The 18613-nt window shown below is 57.7% G+C and carries 14 protein-coding genes and 1 pseudogene; 1 reads left to right on the forward strand and 14 read right to left on the reverse strand.

Features of this window, described 5'->3' with window-relative positions; all coding sequences use genetic code 11:
- Positions 1–7: 7 nt before the first annotated feature.
- From KO116_RS04620 to KO116_RS26260, 11 genes and pseudogenes are all read right to left on the reverse strand, one after another.
- The gene (locus KO116_RS04620) at positions 8–688 is read right to left on the reverse strand and encodes an ABC transporter ATP-binding protein (RefSeq protein WP_035556816.1); all 681 of its coding nucleotides are present in this window, start codon (positions 686–688) and stop codon (positions 8–10) included.
- Positions 681–1433 carry an ABC transporter ATP-binding protein gene (locus KO116_RS04625; protein ID WP_035556813.1) on the reverse strand — a complete coding sequence of 251 codons (753 nt, stop codon included), beginning with the start codon at positions 1431–1433 and terminating at the stop codon, positions 681–683. The genes KO116_RS04620 and KO116_RS04625 overlap by 8 nt, the downstream gene beginning before the upstream one ends.
- Positions 1426–2490, reverse strand: coding sequence for a branched-chain amino acid ABC transporter permease (locus KO116_RS04630; RefSeq protein WP_035556809.1), 1065 nt, complete (start codon positions 2488–2490; stop codon positions 1426–1428). The genes KO116_RS04625 and KO116_RS04630 overlap by 8 nt, the downstream gene beginning before the upstream one ends.
- Positions 2483–3403, reverse strand: a complete 921-nt coding sequence (locus KO116_RS04635) for a branched-chain amino acid ABC transporter permease (protein ID WP_035556806.1) — start codon at positions 3401–3403, stop codon at positions 2483–2485. The genes KO116_RS04630 and KO116_RS04635 overlap by 8 nt, the downstream gene beginning before the upstream one ends.
- Positions 3404–3466: 63 nt before the next feature.
- Complete coding sequence (locus tag KO116_RS04640; protein ID WP_035556802.1) at positions 3467–4609, reverse strand: ABC transporter substrate-binding protein; 1143 nt, start codon at positions 4607–4609, stop codon at positions 3467–3469.
- Between the two features lie 40 nt (positions 4610–4649).
- Entirely contained in the window at positions 4650–6368 is a 1719-nt protein-coding gene (locus KO116_RS04645) for an AMP-binding protein (RefSeq protein WP_045812075.1), read from the reverse strand.
- Between the two features lie 125 nt (positions 6369–6493).
- Positions 6494–7627, reverse strand: coding sequence for an acyl-CoA dehydrogenase family protein (locus KO116_RS04650; RefSeq protein ID WP_035556798.1), 1134 nt, complete (start codon positions 7625–7627; stop codon positions 6494–6496).
- Positions 7627–8439 carry an enoyl-CoA hydratase family protein gene (locus KO116_RS04655; protein WP_035556795.1) on the reverse strand — a complete coding sequence of 271 codons (813 nt, stop codon included), beginning with the start codon at positions 8437–8439 and terminating at the stop codon, positions 7627–7629. Before KO116_RS04655 ends, KO116_RS04650 begins: the two co-directional genes overlap by 1 nt.
- A gap of 24 nt (positions 8440–8463) precedes the next feature.
- Positions 8464–8931, reverse strand: coding sequence for a MarR family winged helix-turn-helix transcriptional regulator (locus KO116_RS04660; protein ID WP_035556793.1), 468 nt, complete (start codon positions 8929–8931; stop codon positions 8464–8466).
- Positions 8928–9671, reverse strand: coding sequence for an SDR family NAD(P)-dependent oxidoreductase (locus KO116_RS04665; RefSeq protein WP_035556868.1), 744 nt, complete (start codon positions 9669–9671; stop codon positions 8928–8930). The genes KO116_RS04660 and KO116_RS04665 overlap by 4 nt, the downstream gene beginning before the upstream one ends.
- Positions 9668–11952 (reverse strand): annotated as a pseudogene (locus tag KO116_RS26260) (bifunctional salicylyl-CoA 5-hydroxylase/oxidoreductase). The gene KO116_RS04665 and the pseudogene KO116_RS26260 overlap by 4 nt, the downstream one beginning before the upstream one ends.
- A 363-nt stretch (positions 11953–12315) precedes the next feature.
- Between KO116_RS26260 and KO116_RS04675 the strand changes: the two are divergent.
- Positions 12316–12804: an Rsd/AlgQ family anti-sigma factor gene (locus tag KO116_RS04675; protein WP_035556787.1), complete on the forward strand. Its 489-nt coding sequence runs from the start codon at positions 12316–12318 to the stop codon at positions 12802–12804.
- Positions 12805–13113: 309 nt separating this feature from the next.
- On the opposite strand, the gene KO116_RS04680 is transcribed toward KO116_RS04675, so the two are convergent.
- From KO116_RS04680 to KO116_RS04695, 3 genes are all read right to left on the reverse strand, one after another.
- Positions 13114–14163, reverse strand: a complete 1050-nt coding sequence (locus tag KO116_RS04680; RefSeq protein WP_045812076.1) for an IS110 family transposase — start codon at positions 14161–14163, stop codon at positions 13114–13116.
- A 187-nt stretch (positions 14164–14350) separates the two neighbouring features.
- Positions 14351–17437, reverse strand: coding sequence for an efflux RND transporter permease subunit (locus tag KO116_RS04690; protein ID WP_035555814.1), 3087 nt, complete (start codon positions 17435–17437; stop codon positions 14351–14353).
- The gene (locus KO116_RS04695) at positions 17421–18542 is read right to left on the reverse strand and encodes an efflux RND transporter periplasmic adaptor subunit (RefSeq protein WP_035555811.1); all 1122 of its coding nucleotides are present in this window, start codon (positions 18540–18542) and stop codon (positions 17421–17423) included. Before KO116_RS04695 ends, KO116_RS04690 begins: the two co-directional genes overlap by 17 nt.
- Positions 18543–18613: the final 71 nt, after the last annotated feature.

An 18613-nucleotide genomic window follows, 5' to 3' on the forward strand; every position in this document is an offset into this window, starting at 1 on the left:
TTCCTCCCTACACACCCAGGTAACGGTCACGCACAGCACTGTCCAGTGCCGCTGGTTTCCCATCCCACACCGTGCTGCCCTTTTCAAGAATGGTGCAGCGGTCAGCGATAGGCAGAATCTCGCTTAACGACTTATCCACCAACAGCGTGGCCTGGCCTTGCTCTTTAAGCAGCCGAATCGCTCGCCAGATCTCCTGGCGAATGACCGGCGCCAAGCCTTCGGTGGCTTCATCAAGTACTAGCAAGCGCGGATTGGTCATCAATGCCCGGCCAATGGCCAGCATCTGCTGCTCACCGCCAGAAAGGGTTTTGGCCATTTGTGCCCGGCGCTCCTCCAAACGCGGAAACAGCGTTGCCACTTTTTCCAGCGTCCACTCGCCGGGGCGAGCGGTGACCAGCAGGTTTTCGCGTACCGATAAATTGGGAAAGCAGCGACGACCCTCCGGCACCAAGCCAAGCCCTGCCTTGGCGATGCGGTAAGCGGGCAAACGGCGTATCTCTTGAGATTCAAATTCAATAGTGCCGCGGCTAGCTTGCGTCAGACCAAATATCGAGCGAATGGTGGTGGTTTTACCCATACCATTACGGCCCATCAACGCCACCATTTCCCCGGCGTTCACCTCAAGGTTGACGCCAAAGAGCGCCTGGGAGGGGCCATAAAACGTTTCAATGTCAGCAACCTTAAGCATCAGAATCTCCCAGGTAGGCTTCACGAACGCGCGGGTCCTGCCTAATCGCCTGGCTATCGCCGTGGGCGATAACGCTGCCAGAGACCAGCACCGAGATGCGATCGGCAAGCCGAAACACCGCTTCCATATCGTGCTCGATTAGCAAAATGGGCACTTCCAGCTTTAGCGTTTCCAGCAGCTCGGTCAGCTTCGCCGAACCTTCCGGGCCCAGGCCCGCCATGGGCTCATCCAGCAAAAGGGCGCGGGGCTTAAGGGCCAGGGCGCAAGCCACCTCCACTTGACGGCGCTCACCATGGGAAAGCTCAAAGACCGGCGTCCAGGCGCGATGGCTAAGCTGCATGCGCTCCAGGGCCGCATAAGCGGGTTCAAGCAGGTTCCGGTCACGGGCGACGGGTTTCCAGAAGCGAAAGCTATGACTCTGCAGCGCCTGAACGCCCATCATCACGTTGCGCATCACCGAAAGCGGCTCAGCCAGCGAGGAGACCTGAAAACTACGTCCCAGCCCCAAACGGGCGCGTTGGGCAATGCTCATACCGGTGATTTCGGTATCAGCTAGAAAAACGCGGCCCTCATCCGGGCGTATATTGCCGGCAATTTGGCCGATCAACGTCGATTTACCCGCCCCATTGGGCCCAATCAGGGCGTGGATTTCTCCTGGCTTAAGATCCAGCGAGACATCACCGGTTGCCTGCAACGCCCCAAAACGTTTATTCAGGTTTTGCAGTGAAAGAACGATATCACTCATTGCGCTCCCTCCCAGCTAACCAACCCATCACCCCGTGTTTGGCGAACAGCACCACGCCAAGCAGGACTAAACCCAGGAATAGCTGCCAATACTGGGTAACGCCTCCGAGGAATGTCTCCATCATTACAAACAGCACTGCACCGGCCAGCGGGCCATACAGGCGCCCTACGCCGCCCAGAATCACAATCACCATCAGTTCACCGGAGAAGTGCCAACTGAGCATGGTAGGGCTAACAAAGCCATTTAGATCCGCATAGAGCGCACCGGCAAGCCCGGTAATTGCCGCAGAAATCACAAACGCCACCAGGCGAATGGGGTAGGGGCTAATCCCAGCAGTGGCCAAACGCACATCGTTAAGCCGCGCCATGGTGAGTGCTGCACCAAAACGTGATTTCATCAGCCGTGAGGTGATCGCCATCGCCAGTATTAACCCGGTGAAGCAGATCAAAAAATAGGTTAGCGCATCGCTGCTATCGACCACCGGAAGAGTATTGCGTATATAAATCGGCAGGCCGTCTTCGCCGCCATAGGTTGGCCAGGAGTTGGCAAAGTAGTAGATCATCTGCGCAAAGGCGAGGGTGATCATAATGAAATAGACCCCCGTGGTGCGCAGCGAGATAGCGCCGATGGCTAGCGCCAGCAGTCCGCACAGCAGCATAGCGGCGAGCCATATCACTAGTAAGTTGTCGCTGCCCGGCACGCTGAAAGGCCACGTCATAAAGGGGGTCAAATCAAAAGCGTGATAGGCACTGATGCCCGACACATAGCCGCCTAGGCCGAAATAGGCCGCATGGCCAAAGCTCACCATGCCCCCATAGCCAATCGCCAAGTTAAGCCCGACGGCGGCCATAGCAATAATGGTGATCCGCGAGGCCAGATTGACGTAATAAATTTGGCCAGAGAAATAAGCCACCACCGGTAGCAGTAATAGCAGGCCGAGTAGGGTCATCTGAACCAACCCTTTGCGGTCAAAGTGGCGGTCCGCTTTGGGCGCTGGCGCAGCGTCAACTGTGGTACCTCGCGACGCGCTATTCGAAAGGGAAGTGTTATTAGTCATTGGCAGAGAACAGTCCCTTAGGCTTGAAGGCGAGAATAACGGCCATGAGGATATAGATCAGCATCGCGGCCAGCGCCGCGCCGACACCTGTCGCCTCAGAGGGCGGCATAAACGCACGGAAAAAGATCGGCAAATAGACCCGCCCCAACGTATCGACCACACCCACCAACAGGGCACCCAGTAGCGCCCCTTTAATGGAGCCGATACCACCAATCACGATCACGACGAAGGCCAAAATCAGCACCGGTTCACCCATGCCTACCTGTACAGACTGTAGCGCCCCCACCAATGCACCGGCTAAGCCTGCCAACCCCGCGCCCAACGCAAAGACCACGGTATACAGCTTGGAAATATTCACCCCCAGCGCACCAATCATTTCGCGGTCACTTTCTCCGGCCCGAATGCGCATGCCTAAGCGTGTTTTAGAGATCAAAACGTAAAGGGCAATCGAAATAACAATGCCCACGCCAATAAGCATCAGCCGATAAATGGGATAGCGAGTATCGCCGGGCAGGGTGACAAACCCGGTTAGCCAGGAAGGCGGGCTAAGTCGCATCGGCGACGAACCAAAAATCCAGCGCGTGCCTTCCGAAAAAATCAGTATCAGCGCAAAGGTCGCTAATACCTGGTCAAGGTGAGGGCGGTGATAAAGTCGACGGATCACCAACAGCTCTACCAACGCGCCGACCATCGCGGCGGCAGCCATGCCAGCCCCAAGGCCAATTAAAAAAGAGCCCGTTGAAGCAGTGACCGCCGCCGTGGCGTAGGCCCCCACCATATAAAAAGAGCCGTGGGCAAGATTGATGAGCCCCATTACCCCGAACACCAGAGTGAGGCCGCTAGCCATCAAAAACAGCATCGTGCCGAGCTGCACGCCGTTAAGTAATTGCTCAATTAGCAGGGTAACGGACACGTTAGTTAACCTTAACGAAGGTGAAGAGAAATGGCTGGGTGTAGGCACCCAGCCGAGACGAGTTTACATTTCGCACTGCTCGTAATAGACGTCTTGAATATCTTCAATAGCAATACCAATCAGGCGATTGGTGGGCTGGCCATCGTCACCTTCCACGACTTCACGCACGTAAATATCCTGGATAGGGTGCTGGTTCGGGCCAAAGCGGAATTCACCGCGCACGCTATCAAAGTCGGCGGCCCGCAGTGCTTCGCGGAAGGCGTCTTTGTCATCGGGGTGGGCAGTTTCCAGCGCACTCAGAATCAGGTTGGCGGTGTCGTAACCCTGTGCCGCGTAAAGCGTCGGCATACGGTCATAGGCCGCCTGGAAACCCTCGACAAAGCGGTCGTTGGCTTCGTTTTCAAGGTCATAAGCCCATAGCGAAGTATTGCGTGCGCCGATTGCCGCGCTACCTACTGCCTTGATCAGGATTTCATCAAACGAGAAGGCGGCGCCAAAGATCGGCATATCAACGCCGGAGCTTTCCCACTGCTTCATAAACGAGATGCCCATGCCGCCGGGGAGAAAGAAGAACAGGCTGTCGGCATCGCTATCACGAATTTGGGCGATTTCGGCCGCGTAGTCGGTCTGACCCATCTGGGTGTAAAGCTCGCCAACGACCTCACCTTCATAGAGGTGCTTGAAGCCCGCCAGCGCATCGGTGCCCGCAGGGTAGTTGGGCGCCATGATGATCGGGCGCTCATAACCTTGTTCACGCATGTAGGCACCCATGGCGCCGTGCAGGTTGTCGTTCTGATACGCCACGTTGAAATAGTTTTCGTGGCACATGCGGCCAGCCAGGTCGGAAGGGCCGGCATTAGGGGAGAGATAGAAGGTGCCCTGACGTGTGACGGTAGGCACCACCGCCATTGCCAAGTTGGACCAGATAATGCCGGTTAGAATATCGACCTCATCACGCTGCATAAACTCATTGGCCAAGCTGCGCGCCAAGTCAGGACGGTTAGCGTCATCTTGAATCAACACTTCCACATCGTCACGGCCAGACTGCTCAAGAGCGAGCATAAAGCCATCGCGAACGTCTACGCCCAGGTGCGAACCGCCGCCTGAAAGCGTGGTGATCATGCCGATCTTGACGTCATCGGCGTGAGCCGTTACCAAGCTGGATGAGAGCAGTAAGCCAAGGCCAAAGCGGGATATCATTTTCATGGATCATTCCTCATTTTTTAATCGTTTATTGCTTAGAGGGTCATACGTTGGTGTCGGTACTATTTGTGTCGGTACTATTTGTGTCGGTACTATTTGTATTGGAGCTATTCATGTCGGAGCCAGGAGAGCCAGCGCTTGGGTAATGTTCCTGGCTCAGCCGAAAGCGCTGAACCTTACCCGTGGATGTTTTAGGTAGCGCCTCGATAAAGCGTAGGGAGCGAGGGTACTTATACGGCGCGATGGTCTGCTTCACGAAGTCCTGCAACATTTGCTGACATTCTTCATCTTGCTGAAAACCATCGTTTAGAACAACAAAAGCCTCGACAATTTGACCACGCTCCTGGCTAGGCGCCCCGATCACCGCACACTCTTTTACGGCAGGATGGGCCAGCAGCGCGGCCTCCACCTCAGGGCCTGCGATGTTGTAACCCGCCGAGACGATCATGTCGTCGTTGCGGGCGGCGAAATGAAAGTAACCCTCTTCATCCTGATAAAACGCATCGCCGGTGATATTCCAGCCTGTCTTCACATACTTATGCTGGCGCTTGTCGGCCAGGTAGCGGCAGCCGGTGGGGCCGCGTACGGCCAGTTTGCCGACCGTTCCGGGCGGGACATCCTGCATATCGTTATCAACAATACGCGCTTCGTAGCCTGCCACCGGCTTGCCGGTACAGTGGGGGCGGTGGTCGTCCAGGCGATTGGTGATGAAGATATGCAGCATTTCCGTGGCGCCGATGCCATCGAGAATCGGTGTGCCGGTTTGCTTGATCCAGTCATGATAGATCGGCGCGGGCAGGGTTTCGCCAGCGGAGACGGCAACGCGTAGGCTGCTCAAATCTTCATGGCGAGTAGGTGCTGAGAGCATCGCCCGGTAGGCTGTTGGTGCGGTGAAGACCACCGTGGCCTGATACTCGCGGATAATGTCCATCATATTAGGCGGGGAGGCGTGTTCGAGTAGCACGGCGGTGGCGCCGAAGCGCAGCGGGAAAATGGCCAGCCCGCCCAGACCAAAGGTAAATGCCAGCGGCGGCGAACCGACGAACACGTCCTCCGGCGTTACCTGCAAGACTTCCTTGGCGTAGCCGTCGGCAATCACCAGCAGGTCGCGATGAAAGTGCATGGTGGCTTTGGGGGAGCCGGTGGTGCCTGAGGTGAAGCCCAGCAGCGCCACATCGTCGGCAGCGGTATCTACGGCATCAAAGACAGCGGGTTTGCCCAGCGCCAAACGGTCAAGCTCTGCGTCGTGGTTAGCGGTGCCATCAAAGCCGACGATACGTTTGAGGGCAGGGGTAAGCTCCTGGCAGGCGATGAGCTCATCCAGCAATCGGGTATCGCACAGGGCGAGGCTGATTTGCGCTTTATCGATTACCTGGCATAGCTCTTTGGTGCGCAGCATCGGCATGGTGTTGACCACCACGGCGCCCGCCTTGGTGGCGGCCAACCAGCAGGCCACCATGGCGGGGTTGTTTGCCGAGCGGATTAGTACCCGCTGGCCGGGAACCACGCCCAGGTCTTCGACCAGCACGTGGGCAAGGCGGTTGGTCCACTCGGTGAGCTCGCGGTAAGTGCGGCGTCGGCCATTACCCGCTAAGGCAATCCGTTCACCGTGGCCCAGGTTGAGCAGCCGATCGCACAGTTCGACGCCTGCGTTCAGGCGTTCAGGATAATCGTAGCCCGCGAGCAGAAACTCAGGCTGACCATCAGTGGGTGGCAGGTTATCCCGCGCAAAAGTATCAGCATGAGCCGACTGGATAGTCATGACCAACCTCCGTATTTGGTGTCATTGTTTATTCCTGCCAACGCCTCGAAAGAAGAATCGGCAGGGATACGGTGTCTGGCGTTGTGTTTTATTGTTTTGAGAACTGCTGTACGGCTTTTTGCTGCTTACTCCTCCGCAAGCATGCTGCGGGCGATGACGACTTTCTGTACGTCGGAAGCGCCTTCGTAAATACGCAGCGCGCGGATTTCCCGGTAGAGGCTTTCAATAATATGGCCCTTGCGAACGCCGTCGCCGCCGTGCAGCTGTACCGCTTGATCAATCACCAGCTGGGCCTGGTCGGTGGCAAATAGCTTGGCCATTGCCGCTTCACGGGTCACTCGCTCAGCGCCTTGATCTTTCGTCCAGGCAGCGCGGTAGACCAGCAGGGCGGCGGCATCCACGTTTAGCGCCATATCCGCCAGGTGGCCCTGCACCATTTGTAGATCGGAAAGCGTAGCGCCGAAAAGCTCCCGGGAGCGGCTGCGGGAGAGCGACTCCTCCAGCGCCCGGCGGGCGAAACCCAGTGCGGCCGCGCCGACCGTAGAGCGGAAAACGTCCAGCACCGACATGGCAATCCGGAAGCCCTGTCCAGGCTTGCCAATCAGGGCGCTGGCAGGCAGCACCATGTCGTTGAAACCCAGCCGCGCCAGTGGGTGAGGCGCCACCGTCTCCAGCCGTTCGCGGATCTCCAGCCCTGGCGTGTCGGCGGGCACTAAAAAGGCCGAAAGCCCCTTGGCTCCGGGGCCTTCACCGGTACGGGCAAAGACTGTGTAGATATCGGCAATGCCGCCGTTGGAGATCCAGGTCTTTTCGCCATTCAAACGGTAGCTGCCGCCATCGCGCTCAGCGGTGGTATCCAGTTGGGCTACGTCGGAACCGGAGCGCGGCTCGCTCAGGGCAAAGGCTGAAAGCGCTTCACCGCGACGGGTTTTATCCAACCACTGCTTCTGTTCATCGCTGCCGTAAAGGCTGATCGCGCCGGTGCCCAGCCCCTGCATGGCAAAGGTAAAATCGGCCAGGCCATCGTGGCGGGCGAGGGTTTCACGGATCAGGCACAGGCTGCGCACATCGATATGCTCGCCCGCCGTGCCTTCCAGAAATCCGGCCTTACCTAAATCACGTACCAGTTGAATGCAGGTCGCATCCACATCGCTGTGGTCGCGGGGAAGTTCAGTGTGGCACCACGCTTCGAGCTGCTCGGAAAGTTCGCGGTGTCTGGCCTCGAAAAAGGGCCACGCTAGAAAGCTCTTGTCGCTCATCAGTCCCCCTTGAACTCAGGTTTTTGCTTGGCTACGAAGGCGTGGTAGGCGCGCTCGAAATCGTTGGTCTGCATGCAGATCGCCTGGGCCTGGGCTTCCGATTCGATCGCCTGCTCCAGGCTCATCGACCACTCCTGGTTTAACTGGGTCTTGGTAATGCTGTGGCCAAAGGTCGGGCCCTGAGCCAGGCGAGTGGCGTAGGCGATGGCATCTTGTTCCAGGGCGTCCGGCTCGACCACGCGATTGTAGAAGCCCCACTGGAAGCCCTCTTCGGCACTCATGCTGCGCCCGCTGTAGAGCAGGTCGGCGGCGCGGCCTTGACCAATGATGCGCGGTAGAATTGCGCAGGCGCCCATATCGCAGCCCGCCAGGCCCACGCGGGTGAACAGGAAGGCCGTGCTGGCGCGCGGAGTGGCGAAGCGGATATCCGATGACATGGCGATGATCGCCCCCGCGCCAACGCAAATACCGTCCACAGCGGCAATGATTGGTTTACCGCAGTTCAGCATCGCCTTGACCAAGTCGCCGGTCATACGGGTGAACTCGAGCAGTCCCTTCATATCTTTGCCCACCAGGGGGCCGATAATCTCGTGTACGTCACCGCCGGAGCAGAAGTTTTCACCGTTGGAGGTGAACACCACCGCATGCACATCCGAGGCATAGGCCAGGTCACGAAAGGTATCGCGCAGCTCGGCGTAGCTCTCGAATGTCAGCGGATTCTTGCGCTCTGGGCGATTCAACCGAATGACGGCGACGTCACCACGCATTTCCCAGATAAAGTGCTCGGGGGCCAGGTCAGCCATGCTCTTCATATTCTTGTTCTCGCCTGTCAGTGATTAGTGGGTTTCGTCAAGAGAAGCTGGCAAGCGGTGGAGCAGCTCGCCGATATGATGGGCATCCTCTTCGGTCACCCCTTCGAACAGCGCGTTGATCCAGCGCTCATGCTCAACGGCCATGGCACTGAAGCTTTCGCGGCCAGCGCCGGTCAGGCAGACCCGCGTGGCGCGACGGTCGCCCTCAATGGCAATACGTTCCACGGCGCCATCCTCCACCAAGCGATCGATGATGCCGGTGACATTGCCGTTGGAAACCCGCAGCCGCTTGGAGAGCTCGTTCATCTTCAGCCCCTCCGCACTGGCGTACAGAGCAGCCATGACATCAAAGCGGGGGAGTGTGGAGTCGTGCTCGGTACGCAGTCGCTCACGCAGCTCGGACTCCACCTGACGGGTAACCCGCAGCATGCGCAGCCATAAGCGCAGGCGCTCCTTGCTTAAGCTATTTTTATCCAAGCTTTCTGCCGTCATACTTCACCCCCTGAAATTGAGATTGCTTGGCCGTTAATCGCGCCGCTATTAGGGCCGCATAGCCATAAAGCCGTTGCGGTGACCTCGGCGGGAGTGACTAAGCGCCCGGTGGGGTTGGTGGATTGAAAGTGCGCGGTAGCCTGTTCGGCGGACTGGCCGGTTTTGGTCACAATGTTCTCCACGCTGGCGGCCAGCAGCGGTGTATCGGTAAAACCGGGGCAGAGCGCATTCACGGTCAGGTGGCGGGTGGCGGTTTCAGCCGCCAGTGAACGCACCAGACCCACCACACCGTGTTTGGCCGCGCAATAAGCGCCCACGTAGGCGTAGCCCTTCAGGCCAGCCGTAGAAGCCACGGCAATTAGTCGGCCGCCGTCGTTCAACTGCTTCAGCCCTTCACGCAGGGTCAGAAACACCCCACTGAGGTTGACGTTCAGCATGTGCTGCCACTGCTCGAAAGAGGTCTTGGCGAAAGGGGCGCTTTCCGCGGCCCCGGCGTTGGCGATCACGATATCGACGCTGCCCAACTCCTCGAAGAGCGCCACCATGGCGGCCTCATCGGTGACATCCACCACGGCGACATGGATGCCTTCGTGCTGCTCGGCGACCGCTTGCAGGGCAGCTTCCCGGCGGCCGGTAATCGTGACCTCGGCGCCCGCCTGGGCAAAGGCCAGCGCCATATCGGCGCCAATGCCACTGCCGCCACCGGTAATCACCACGCGCTTATCGGTCAACAGTGTCATATCCATCCCTCGCCACGTTCGGCCAAGCGCTGCAACTGATCGGCGCCTGCCCGGTAGGGCGCGGGCCATGCCACTTCGCGATCCTCCAGCCCGGCGGCTACGTGCAGCAGCCAGTAAGGGTCGGCAAGGTGCGGGCGGGCGATGCAGACCAGGTCGGCGCGCCCCGCCATCAGAATCGAGTTCACATGGTCTGCCTGATAGATATTGCCCACCGCCATGGTGGCAATCGATGCTTCGTTACGAATCCGGTCAGAGAAGGGGGTCTGGAACATGCGTCCATAAACGGGCTTTGCCTGGGTCGAGGTTTGTCCGGCAGAGACATCGATGATATCCACCTCCGCATCCCGCAGTCGTTTGGCGATTTCCACCGCATCGTCCGGGGTGATGCCTTCTTCGCCGCACCAGTCGTTGGCAGAAATACGCACCGAAAGCGGCTTATGAGCGGGCCAAACGCGGCGCACGGCGTTGATCACTTCAAGCGGGTAGCGCAGCCGTTTATCCAGTGAACCGCCATACTCATCGTCACGGTGGTTGGTTAATGGCGTGATAAACGAAGAGAGCAGGTAGCCGTGGGCGGCGTGAATCTCGATCATGTCGAACCCGGCCCGGTCGGCCATCTGCGCAGCACTGACAAACTCGTCGCGCACCCGGTCCATATCATCGCGATCCATTGCCTTGGGCAACTGGTTGCGTTCTGACCAGGGCTGGGCCGAGGCAGCCATTATCGGCCAGTTGTCCTCGGCCAGCGGGGCATCCATCTCTTGCCAGCCAAGCTGGGTAGATCCTTTGGGCCCCGAGTGGCCAATCTGAGCACACAATTTGGCCTGGGTTTCCGCGTGTACGAAATCACAGAGGCGCTTCCACGCTGCTTCGTGCTCCGGAGCATATAAGCCTGGGCATCCGGGGTAATGCGTCCGGTCGGGCTAACGCAGGTCATTTCGGTGTACACCAGCCCTGCTCCGCCCTTGGCGCGCTCGGCGTAGTGACTGAAGTGCCAATCGGTAGGACAGCCATCGACGGCTTTGTACTGCGCCATGGGGGAGACCACCACGCGATTAACCAGCGTCATACCGCGCAGTTGATAAGGCGCAAACATCGGTGCACGGGCGCTGCCAGAGTTGCCTGCCTGGGTTTGAAACCAGCGCTCGGCGCTCTCCAGCCACTCGGGGTCGCGCACCCGTAGGTTTTCGTGACTGATGCGCTGGGAGCGAGTTAATAGCGAGTAGTTGAACTGCACCGGGTCGAGATCCAGGTAGCGCTCTACCTGCTCAAACCATTCGGTAGAGTTACGCGCTGCGGACTGTAAGCGCAGCACCTCGAAGCGGCGGTCTTCTTCGTAGCGGGCGATGGCAGCTTCCCTACTGCTTTCACTGTGTAAGCAGTTAGCCAGCGTTATGGCGCTTTCCAGGGCGAGTTTGGAACCCGAGCCAATCGAGAAGTGGGCAGTCGCTGCGGCATCGCCCATCAGTACTACATTCTCATAGCTCCAACGCTCGCAAAGCACCCGTGGAAAGTTGATCCACGCCGAGCCGCGTATATGGTTGGCGTTGGTCATCAGCGCATGGCCATCAAGATGCTTGGCAAAAATACGCTCGCAGACCGCAATCGATTCCTGCTGGCTCAGCTCACCAAAGCCAAACGCCCGCCAGGTGGCTTCACTGCACTCGACAATAAAAGTCGCCGTATCGTTATCAAACTGGTAAGCGTGGGCCCACACCCAGCCATGCTCGGTGTGCTCGAAAATAAAGGTGAAAGCGTCGTTAAAGGTCTGGTGCGTGCCCAACCAAACAAATTTACACGCCCGCACATCAATATCGGGTTTGAAATGCTCAGCATAGGTTTGGCGGGTGCGGGAGTTCAGGCCATCGGCGGCCAATACCAAGTCATATTCTTGCCGGTACTGTTCAATGGCGTCTTCTGTGGCATCGGTTTCAAAACGCATGTCTACGCCGAGTTCGCGGGCGCGTTTCTGGAGCAGAATTAACAGCTGGCGGCGGCCAATACCGCAAAAGCCGTGGCCGGTGGAGACGGTTTTGACGCCTTTATGCACGACTGCAATATCATCCCAATAGGCGAAATGCTCACGAATTCGCTCTGCGCTAACCGGGTCGTTGGCTGCCAGGTTGTCGAGGGTTTCGTCGGACAGCACCACGCCCCAGCCAAAGGTATCGTCGGCACGGTTACGCTCAAACACCACGATCTCATGCGAAGGGTCCTGCAGCTTCATGCTGATCGCAAAATAGAGGCCGGCAGGCCCTCCACCCAGGCAGGCGATTCTCATTATTTTTCTCCACAGGAAAATACACTCTGTTTTGAAGATAGGAGAGGTATGTATAAAATTCAAGCTTAAATTGTTTATGTTTAAAATACTTTTCTATGCAGACACTTGGCGACCGTAAAGTGGCTTTGCTCGCAATGCTGGCTGGAAGATGAGAGCATAAATATAGGTAAAACGTGGCAAGACCAGTCGCTTAAGAACGCTGGTTATCAGCCATAGAAGAAAGCGTTATGGGTAATAAACGTTTTAGTACCAAGGAAACCGTACTTGCCGGGATTGACAGCGATAGTGGGAGGCGCGACTCTAAGCCTATTCATTGTCCTGAGCGGCATTAGTAGTTAAAAGGTGAGTTAAGGAGAAAGCCCCATGCTCGAAGATTGCAAAAATGCCCTGGAGCGCTGGGGAGGCGTGCATGTTTTGATCGACCGCTGGTTAGATCAGCGTCGTCAGCTGTTAGTCAGCTTTATTGAACTGAAAGAAGCATGTGACGCTGAACTGGAAGCCGTCAGCAAAGCGCCTATTGATACGTTCAGTGAGCAATTAATGGACTATATCAGCGCTGGCCACTTTGAAATTTATCCTCAGCTGTCGGAAGAGGCGCAGGCCTTCGGCGATGAGGCCGCGCTGGTCATTGCAGAGAAGTTGCTCGAACGTTTAGAAATGTCGACTGAGATGGTCTTGGAGTTCGATACCGACTTCGGTTCAACCCTCAGCTGCGAACAAAATATTGCCCGGCTACCGGCCTGGATCGATCGCCTGGCCCGTGGCCTCACCGAACGCTTTGCATTGGAAGACCAGTTAATTGCGCGCTTACACGCCGCCCATAGTCCTCAGAACACTAAAGCACCCGCTTAACCTGAGATTGCTTCGCTTCACTCGCAATGACACTTCACCTGTCATTGCGTATAGGGACTCCTCCCCGGTTGCAAGCGACGATGATGAACAACATAAGCCGATGCGTGCGTATAGTCGGTCTCTCAATGGGGACGCTATCCCCTGACCCTGATGAACGTCGCGCACCTTCTCTCCTCAACGAGGCGTAGGCTTTTTCAGCCATCGCAATGAGCAGGTTTTGAGAAGGTCGGTCTGACCTGTTTTTCATCGATCGTTGCCCGGCAACAAGGTAGCCGCCTGTCGGCGCTTAGCCGCTGATGGTGCTACCGCTTAGCTCACCATCAGCGCGGAACCGTCGTTAAACTCTCTACAATAGGACTGTCCGCTGTGCAGAACCGCCCAGGCGGTTCGTACTGTCTTGTTCGCTAACGCGACAGCCGCTTTGTTCTTGCCAGCGCGAGCGACCAGGGATCGTAGCCAACGACTTTTAGCATCCTGTTTGTCACCCATGGTGTTGATGACCGAATGCGCGCCACGTACCAGGGCGGCTTTCAGTGAGACTTGACCCGTCCGGCCAATGCCCTTGATGCTCGCGGTGCCACCACTGCTGTGTTGCTTCGGCGTTAACCCCAGATAGGCTGACGCTTGGCGACCTTTCTTAAAGGCTTCGCCATTACCGAGTGCGCTATAGAGCTGCGTGGCGACCACCGGCCCCACACCCTCTATCGCCAGGAGTTCGCGACAAGGCCCCACGGCGTGACTCATCTGCTCCACCCGTTTATCCAGTGACTGAATACGCTCATTGAGCCGATCCAGCTCCGTCATTTGTTCAGCGAGTAAGTCACGCATCAGCATTGAGAGCTCGTTATCGGCATCTTCCAGGGCGAGCCAGACACGTTGCTTTAACGCTTTCTGTCCCCGACCGCTGATCACTCCATATTCCTGCAATAACCCATGAACCTGATTGATCAACTGGGTGCGTTGATGAATATACCTTTCCCGAATGCGGTGCAGGCTCTGAATATCCTGTTGCTCGACGCTTTTGAGCGGCACGAAGCGCATATCAGGGCGCAACCCGGCCTCTACAATGGCGAGCGCGTCATTGGCATCTGTCTTATGCCCCTTGCGAAAGGGCGTTACAAACTGGGGCGATATGAGGGCAACGGTGTGGCCGAGGGCCTGCAGCTGTCGCGCCCAATAATGCGATCCACCGCACGCCTCCATGAACACCCGACAGGCCGGTTGGCGGCGCATAAAATCCAAGACCTGATGCCGTTTAAGCTCTTTGTTGACCTGAACACGCGGGCGGCGAGTGTCGACAACACACACTTGGAAAACACGCTTTGCCAGATCCAACCCTATTGTCTTATGCTTGTTCATGACTCTTCCCCTCCGCATTGAAGTGGTTCAACTATCAATGTAGCTCGCTGAAGCTTCGAGAGGGGAGGAGTCCCTTTCATTGAGGAGCGCAGCGACGCGGCAATCTCTTTGGCTGTAGCCCAATCCCTAGATTGCTTCGCTTCACTCGCAATGACATGAGGGCTGGCAATGACACGTTTATCCGCCATTAATGATGTCTACGCAGCTTCCCTCCAATCACCAACATACAAGGCGTAAGCAGCAGCGTGAGTGCGGTGCCGAAGGTGAGGCCGCCAGCGATGGCGCTCGACATTTGTGTCCACCACTGGGCGGAGGGCGCATTAAAGCCGAGGGCAGGGGTAAACAGATCGACATTGATCCCCAGCACCATCGGCATCAGACCTAAAACCGTGGTAATCGCCGTTAACAGCACCGGGCGCAGGCGTAAACAGCCCGCTTCCAGTGCGGCCTCGCCGGGTGTCATGCCTTCCCCGCGCAGCTCGTTGTAGGTATCGATCAACACGATATTGTTATTAACCACAATGCCCGCCAGAGCAATCACCCCCATCCCCACCATGACAATGCCAAAAGCCTGTCCGGTTATCAGCAGCCCCATCAGCACCCCCGCGGTGGAGAAGACAATTGCCGAAAGCACCAATCCCGCCTGATAGAAGCTGTTGAATTGGGTCACCAGAATCAGCGCCATCAAACCGATAGCGATCATGAACGCGCTGGCCAGGAACTGCATCGACTCCTGCTGATCCTCCTGCTCGCCCGCCACATTGACCATTAAGCCATCAGGCAAACTATCGCTACCCGCCTCTAACAGCGCCCGCAGGCGCTCATCGGCAAGATAACCGGGAGCGAGATCCGCATCGACGGTAATCGCCCGGCGGCCGTCGATACGGTTCAGGGTGCCCACTTTGGGGGCCGGTTCCAGGGTTACAAAATGCGAGATAGGCACCTGCCCCCGCTGGGTATTGATGGTCAAGCGCTCCAACTGATCCAGCGAACGCCAGTTTTGCGGCAGACGCACGCGGATATCCACCTCATCGCTGACTTCGGGCGGGCGATAGCTCGCCACTTGCAGGCCCGTAGTCAGCAGCTGCACCGCGCTACCAATGGTGGTGACATCAGTGCCCATGCGCGCCGCTGCTTCACGATCCACATTAACCCGCCACTCCACCCCCGGCACGCTACGGTTATCCTGAATGTCGGTAAAACCACCCAGCTCGCGCATTAACTGGGTAAGTTGGTTAACCCCTGCATCGGCAACGTCAGGATTCGTGGCGCTCACTTCCAGCACGATGGGCTTGCCGCCGCCGGGGCCCATTTCCTGCTCCTGGAATTCCAGCGTAATACCGGGAATATCCCGGGCGCGCTCAGCCATATCGTCCAGTATCGTCTGGGCAGGGCGTCGCTCATGCCAGTCGATAAATTGGAACTGCAGCATACCGATTACATCGCTGCCCATTTGCTCGTTAGGCACTGCAAATGAGCGCGCATAAAGCGCCCGAACTTCGCTCATGCCGGAGAGTTCAGCTTCCACTCGCTGCACGATGGCGTCGGTCTCCTCGGCGGAGAAGTCCCCCCGGGCGCGTACCAGCACCTGGGCGCTGTCAGGTTCCACGCTGGGGAAAAAGTCGACGCCGTGGTTGAAGCGTGCATAGCCGGTATACAGCAGCGCCATTAACAGCACCGTCACCAGCAGTACCCAGGCTGGGTGCTTGAGTAGCCTGGACAACAGGTGGCGATAACCCCGCCCAAAAGACGTCGTCGCTTCTTCATGGTTGTTATCTGCATGTGTCGCGTCTGTTTGTTTGGCCTCCGATCGCGTAAACAAGCGCCCCAGCGTGGGCAAAAATATTAGTGCCATGGCCAAGGATGCTAAAAGGCACAAAATCACCGTGGCGGGCAGGTACTTCATAAACTGGCCGACCACGCCGGGCCAGAACAGCAGGGGAATAAACACCGCGAGCGTAGTGGCGGTTGAGGCGATGACCGGCCAGCTCATGCGCGAAGCCGCGTTAAGCCACGCCTGATGGGGTGTTTGACCATCACGTAAATGGCGATCAGCAAGCTCACTGACCACGATCGCGCCGTCCACTAGCATGCCCGCCACCAGAATCAGCGCGAACAGCACCACGATATTGAGCGTGAAACCAAATGCCCACACCAGCAGGATGCCGGTCAAGAAGGCGCCGGGAATGGTCAGGCCTACCAACAGCGCCATGCGCCAGCCCATTACCGCGACCACCACAATCAGTACCAGTACCACGGCGGTGAGTACGTTGTTGAGCAGCTCGGAGAGCATATTTTCAACAGTGGTCGACTCATCCAGAATTGTGGTGAAGCGAAGCTGCTCAGGCAATAAATCATCGGCTTCCGCCAGGCGCTCACGCACCGCGCCAATGGTGGCGATGATATTGGCCCCGGCACGTTTGGAAACTTCCAGCACCACCGCAGGCTGATCATCAATACGGGCGAAGCCCTCCGGCTCTTTATAAGTAGGGTTGATCCAGGCCACATCGCCAAAGGTGACGACGCGATCCTCGTCCACCTTGACCGGCATATTCATGACATCCTCAAGGGACTCAATAATGCCGGGGACCTTCAATGCCAAGCGTCCCGCGCCGGTATCCAAGCTGCCTGCCGCCACCAAGCGATTATTGCGCGATACCTGGTTAAACAGCGCATCAAAATCGACCCCATAACTCTCTAACACTAGTGGATCAACGACAATCTCCAGCAGGTCTTCTCGCTCACCGGCTATGTCCACTTCCAGTACATCGGCGATGCCTTCGATCTCTTCCTGCAGGCGCCGTGCGATCGTCATGCGTTCGCGGGTATCCAGTTGCCCGGAGAGGCCGATAGTCAACACCGGAAATTCCGACACATTGACTTCCATGACCCGTGGCTCATCGGCCTCGTCAGGCAGCTCGCTGCGGGCGATATCTACGCGATCACGCACGTCGGTTAGCGCGGTATCGGGGTCAAAGCCAGGGTCGAACTCCAACGTAATCGAGCCATGGCCTTCGCTGGACTGGGCAGTAAACTTGCGCAGCCCCTCAATGCCGCGCAGTTCCTGCTCCATGGGGCGTATCAGCAGCCGCTCACCATCCTCGGGACTCACACCCTCTAGCGACAGCGAAACGTAAATCATCGGAATGGTGACGTCAGGGTTGGCTTCTTTAGGAATCATCTGCCAGGCAGTAATACCTGCCAGTAGCAGGCTCACCAATAGCAGTAGTGTCGTGCGGGTGTGGTCTAACGCCGCATTAATCAACTGGCGCATGAACGCTATCCTGCCCGGCTTGCGGTTGCGAAATAATGGCGTCTTCAACCGGCACCGGTGTCACCGTTTCGCCGGCATCCACCATGCCCGCGCCTAGCGTAATGAGGCGCAGCGGGTCGGGTAGGCCGGTCACATAGGCGCGCTGTATATCGGCGCTTACCAGTTCTACGGCGGTCTGCTGCACCTGATCGTTCTCATCCAGGTGCTTGACGGCCAGTTGGCCCTCACTGTTCAAACTAAGCAGCGCAGGCGACAGAGTGTGCACCTGGCGGGGCGGCAGCGTAATCGTCAGTTCCGCGCTACCACCGGCTAGACGTTTACCCGCCGGGTTATCGAGGGTGGCTTCGATGTAAAAAGTGCGCGTGGCCTCTTCGGCACGGTGGCTGATAAAGGTCAGCTCGCCCTCCAGATGGTCGCCATTCAGCAGTCGCGCGGTGACCGGCAATCCCTCGCTCAAATCGCCTACCTGCTGCTGAGACACCCAGGCTATACCCTTCAACCGGCGATCATCCACCAACTGTGCCCACTCTTCTCCGGGCTGTAATAGGTCGCCTACCTCTACCTGCACGCGATCGATCACACCATCAAAAGGCGCAGTAGGGCGGCTGTCATCCAGTTGCTTCTGCAGTTGGGCCACCGACGCGGCGCTGGCGCTGAGGGAACTCTGTAGGCGCAAAAGCTCGGGCTGTGAAATCAACTCCCGCTGGCGCAGGTTGCGCGCCCCGGCATACTCCGCCTCGGCCACGGCTAGTTCGTCCTGGGCTTGCTTGAGTTGCTCGGGCAGGGCGTCGTTATCCAGTACCAGCAGCCTGTCGCCCGCCTCAACGCGGCTACCTTGGGCCACCGGTTTTTCGGCCACAAAGCCTGCGACGTTGGCACGCAGGGTGGTTTCGCGTTCAGCGGTCAACTGGCCTTGGATGATCTGTTGGGGAATAAACGGCGTACTCTGCTGCAGCGCAATTTCGACCCGTGGCCCCGTGTCGTTGCGGGGAGAGGCTTCCGGCGCACTGGTTTGAAAGCGCTGAAAATTACCAAAGGCGAGCCATAGCACCAGCACCAGCACCAGTAAGCTAGCCAACGCATAAGAGAAGGGGATTTTCCGCATGGAGCGTCCATGTCCTTAGCAAAACAAGAAAGGAGGGCATAAAGCCGCAGATACCATAGCGCAACTCAGCC

This window comes from Halomonas sp. KO116 (assembly GCF_000734975.2).
GTDB classification, from domain to species: domain Bacteria; phylum Pseudomonadota; class Gammaproteobacteria; order Pseudomonadales; family Halomonadaceae; genus Vreelandella; species Vreelandella glaciei.

What these genes read in the sequence shown, in the direction of transcription:
- KO116_RS04675 (WP_035556787.1), top strand. Translation starts at nt 12,316, where the DNA reads ATGCTCGAAGATTGCAAAAATGCCCTGGAGCGCTGGGGAGGCGTGCAT.
- KO116_RS04630 (WP_035556809.1), bottom strand. Translation starts at nt 2,490, where the DNA reads ATGACTAATAACACTTCCCTTTCGAATAGCGCGTCGCGAGGTACCACA.
- KO116_RS04645 (WP_045812075.1), bottom strand. Translation starts at nt 6,368, where the DNA reads ATGACTATCCAGTCGGCTCATGCTGATACTTTTGCGCGGGATAACCTG.
- KO116_RS04695 (WP_035555811.1), bottom strand. Translation starts at nt 18,542, where the DNA reads ATGCGGAAAATCCCCTTCTCTTATGCGTTGGCTAGCTTACTGGTGCTG.
- KO116_RS04640 (WP_035556802.1), bottom strand. Translation starts at nt 4,609, where the DNA reads ATGAAAATGATATCCCGCTTTGGCCTTGGCTTACTGCTCTCATCCAGC.
- KO116_RS04655 (WP_035556795.1), bottom strand. Translation starts at nt 8,439, where the DNA reads ATGAAGAGCATGGCTGACCTGGCCCCCGAGCACTTTATCTGGGAAATG.
- KO116_RS04660 (WP_035556793.1), bottom strand. Translation starts at nt 8,931, where the DNA reads ATGACGGCAGAAAGCTTGGATAAAAATAGCTTAAGCAAGGAGCGCCTG.
- KO116_RS04625 (WP_035556813.1), bottom strand. Translation starts at nt 1,433, where the DNA reads ATGAGTGATATCGTTCTTTCACTGCAAAACCTGAATAAACGTTTTGGG.
- KO116_RS04665 (WP_035556868.1), bottom strand. Translation starts at nt 9,671, where the DNA reads ATGACACTGTTGACCGATAAGCGCGTGGTGATTACCGGTGGCGGCAGT.
- KO116_RS04620 (WP_035556816.1), bottom strand. Translation starts at nt 688, where the DNA reads ATGCTTAAGGTTGCTGACATTGAAACGTTTTATGGCCCCTCCCAGGCG.
- KO116_RS04690 (WP_035555814.1), bottom strand. Translation starts at nt 17,437, where the DNA reads ATGCGCCAGTTGATTAATGCGGCGTTAGACCACACCCGCACGACACTA.
- KO116_RS04650 (WP_035556798.1), bottom strand. Translation starts at nt 7,627, where the DNA reads ATGAGCGACAAGAGCTTTCTAGCGTGGCCCTTTTTCGAGGCCAGACAC.
- KO116_RS04680 (WP_045812076.1), bottom strand. Translation starts at nt 14,163, where the DNA reads ATGAACAAGCATAAGACAATAGGGTTGGATCTGGCAAAGCGTGTTTTC.